Origin of the sequence: Mucilaginibacter sp. (assembly GCF_036383575.1) — a bacterium.
Taxonomy (GTDB): Bacteria; Bacteroidota; Bacteroidia; order Sphingobacteriales; family Sphingobacteriaceae; genus Mucilaginibacter.
This window is the reverse complement of sequence record NZ_DASVOB010000170.1, coordinates 1-3,420: the sequence shown is the minus strand read 5'-3', so window position 1 is coordinate 3,420 and position 3,420 is coordinate 1. Positions and strand designations below refer to the sequence as shown.

Genomic DNA, 3,420 nt, shown 5'->3' with positions numbered 1-3,420 from the left:
CCTCCTGCATCTTTTTGGGCAGTTCCCGGATCTCTCCTTCAATTGTAACTGACAGCTCTTTCGCCATTAAATTATCTTCATGGGTATACTGGTCAGTATCTTCCAGATATAATAGGTTATCTATACCTTTCTTCCGGACTGAATCCTTTTTGTGAAAGTTAATGATACTGTTTTTTAAGCTTCTGAAAAGATATGAGGCATTGTACCTATCCGGCTGTAAATTATACCGGCAATTCCATAAATTAATAAAAACAGTTTGTACCAGATCCTTCGCATCATCGGATGAGCCGGTTGAGCGGTAAGCCATGTGGTACAAGGGCCTCCAATTCCGTTTATAAAACTCATCAAAGGCGTTGATATCCCCTGCCTTAATTAATACGATTAATTCAACTTCTGAAAGCATTACTTTAACTAATTGACTTAAATTATCATCGATATATAACTGGCTTTTGTTTGAACAACAGGCATTAATTGTCGTGTCTTATTGTTTAATTTTTGCAGGGATTTTGGATAGCAGCCATTTACTCAGATCATCGGCCGCTTTGTCGTTATCGAAACCCATGGTTGCTGGGAGCCGCCCGTTGGTATACTCGTTATACAACCAGGGATCGCCAACAGCAATCACTGTGCCCGCGCCATATTTGGCCGTGCCAATAATCACCTGTGCGCTATCCGTTAATAGCGGTGTTGCCGGAGGTGATAATTTAAGTGTAGCGATATCCTTCAGATAGATCTTTTTTGCTGTTCTGAACACAGGATCATTTGCAGGAACGGTTATAGCTCCCATTTCAAACTGGGTACCAATTACATGCTTGTATAAATCATCATTAAAATGAATCCCGAATTTTTCGGCCAGTTTGTTGAGATGCGGTAATTCGGCGTTTGCACTGTCATTTGCCATTAATACCAATACCCCTCCGCGCTTAACCCAATCGGTAATTGCTTTAATATGTCTGGCTTCGATATAATTGGGGTTAGCCGTTTCCTTTTTAGTGTCGGGATCAACTATTATATAAATATCTGTCCCGCTTAAATTTTGAGTATTGGGTTCACTTTCAAGGCTTTTAAGGTTAGCGCCATTCTTTTTAAAAACGTCTCCCCATATAGAGTAACCACTGCTCCTCAGGTCTTCCCAGGTATAGTGATACCGCTCCAGAGTACCTGCTGAACTTTTACGGTATTCATTATTAAAAAAACAATCTAAAGTAACGGTCTTACCCTGTGCCATCACAAAAGGTGATGCCAGTAAATTAATTACCAGTAGTATAATGTAACCTTTAATCTTTCTCATATTAATTTGTATCAGCTTGTATGTTGTAATCCTATTATTGAATGTTAAACCTCGCCAGGTATCCGCCGCCCACACCTAAACTTAATGACACTACATCGTCGGGCTTTACGACTGAACTTCCTGTTTTCAATGCTGATGTATTCTCCGGATCATCATGAATATCAATGCATTTAGCAGGCGAGTTGAGGAAGCTAAGCGGTATTTTTATGTTTTTGGGCTGAGTTCCATTCATTACGGCTAAAAACCAGGTATTACCTTTTCGCCGGGCAAAAACAGCCAGCTCACCAATGGCAGAAGGAGGCAGCACAATTGTTTCATCCCAGGTTGAGGGGATGCTTTTGATAATATCAACTCCGGGATTTGCCAGCAGATTTTTAGGACTGGCGGCATAGGTCAATACAGGAGCACTTAAAATAACCGCGCTGGCTATCTGATTAGCCCATGTGGTGTTTTTACGGCGCTCACCAAAATGTACCGGTGTATATTCTGCCGGGCCAGCTAAAAAACGGGTGAATGGCAGCGTTGTGCTGTGTGTTGCCCTATCTTCAAGCTTGCTGGATTCCATGCCTTTAACCGCTTCACGGGTAAGCTCGTTAGGCCAGGTACGCGACTGGCCCGTAGGCTTATTTGATCCGTGAAAGTCAACCAGTAAATGCAGCTGTGCGGTCTCGGCTAAAATTGCCAGGTATAAATCTACCGTCTCTTTTGCTTCATTATCAAAAAAGTCGATTTTTAAACCCGCTATACCCAGATCATGGCAACGCTTAAACCGGGCGTGCCTGATACTTGAGTCGCGCAAATCTTTAGAGTGCATCCAAACCCAGATACTTACCCCTTTTTGCTGCGAATAATTAACAAGATCCCGGATCTCATCATCACTCCATTTTTCCCAAAAACCTTCCAGGATATTGTGCTCAAAACCCAGTTCAGCAGCCAGGCGCGAATACTCCTTCATACCGGCCACCGATTTATCAGCGGCACCATCCAAATATTGCCATACTGCCCGTCCCGGCTTTACCCACGAAGTACTGATTCCTTCAGGAAAATATCTTTTATCGGGCGGAGGGCATAAATCGTGTACGGCATCGCAATTGACCATTACATTTAAGTCGGCACCGATCATGATCACACGCCAGGGCGTAGTAATAGTTGCGCTAATTGCAGCAGGTTTTAAAACGCGTTCAATATCTTCTTTGCTATACCTTAGCTCATAAGGATGAGATATGGGATGATGATGAGCTAATTGCAATACCAATTTACTTTGCCCATTAGCCAGCAAGGCCATCCCGGAGTAGTTTTTAAGATCGGCCTCGGTAATAGAAGCATATCCTGCGTCACCGGGTAACTTAATTGTGGCCGGCGGCGCTATCCATTGACCATTTTTTACAGAATCAATCAATTTACGAGTATGCACGCCTTCGTAATGCCCGTTAAGGTCATGATACCAAATGGTACTGCCGGCCGGAATATTAAACGCTGTAGCTTCATCAGGTACACGTGTAACGCCTTTATCTCCGGGTATTATAAAACTGAAAGCTGCCGCGTCGTTAAATACCCTTACATCAAGTACAAAAGCGGTTTTGCCATGAAGCAGCTTAATTTTTGCACCGTTAAAATGATTAACAGCTGTTGAATGCGCACCATACCATGGATAGGTTTCATTTACGCCATAAGTTGTGCTTCCGGTAATAATCGCCTGACTGGTTAATGCGGTTTGATCGATACTAACCGACATGGCTGATGTATTGACAACAGGCTGATTTTTATAGGTAACCGCATAAAATATAGCTCCCTGCTTGTTGGATACTTCCATGCGGATTTGCTTATCCGGGCTGTAAATAACTACATTAGCGGCAGCAAACAAGCCTGATGAACAAGCCATCAAAGAGAGCGCTATACTTATAGCCACTCTCATTTTTTTAATAATTTTCATTGTTTACAGCTTGATTAATAGCCCGGTGTTTGTTTAAATGCTGTGTTACCCACCGCTTTGGCAATATCAATTTCTGTTTGCGGAACCGGCCAGATAGTATCCCTCAGCGGAAACGTTCGCTGTGTTGCGTTCGGGTCTTTGATGGTTGGTATAATTACCCTATCCAAAGCCCATCTTTTTAAGTCAAAATATCGTT

General features: G+C 42.7%; 3 protein-coding genes and 1 pseudogene. All 4 read right to left on the bottom strand.

The features are described from left to right. The coding region (locus tag VF500_RS06265; protein ID WP_330858845.1) for an RNA polymerase sigma factor at nt 1-403 on the bottom strand (403 nt) is incomplete at its 3' end. A gap of 78 nt (nt 404-481) precedes the next feature. Beyond that, nucleotides 482-1,291, bottom strand: coding sequence for a DUF4350 domain-containing protein (locus VF500_RS06260; protein ID WP_330858844.1), 810 nt, complete (start codon nt 1,289-1,291; stop codon nt 482-484). Between the two features lie 34 nt (nt 1,292-1,325). Further along, on the bottom strand, nt 1,326-3,224 hold the full coding sequence (locus VF500_RS06255; protein ID WP_330858843.1) for a glycoside hydrolase family 97 protein: 1,899 nt from the start codon (nt 3,222-3,224) through the stop codon (nt 1,326-1,328). Between the two features lie 14 nt (nt 3,225-3,238). Then, a pseudogene (locus VF500_RS06250) lies at nt 3,239-3,420 on the bottom strand (RagB/SusD family nutrient uptake outer membrane protein); the annotation flags it as partial.

Excerpts from the sequence above, each read along its gene's own strand:
- VF500_RS06260 (WP_330858844.1), bottom strand. The coding sequence starts at position 1,291 with ATGAGAAAGATTAAAGGTTACATTATACTACTGGTAATTAATTTACTG.
- VF500_RS06255 (WP_330858843.1), bottom strand. The coding sequence starts at position 3,224 with ATGAAAATTATTAAAAAAATGAGAGTGGCTATAAGTATAGCGCTCTCT.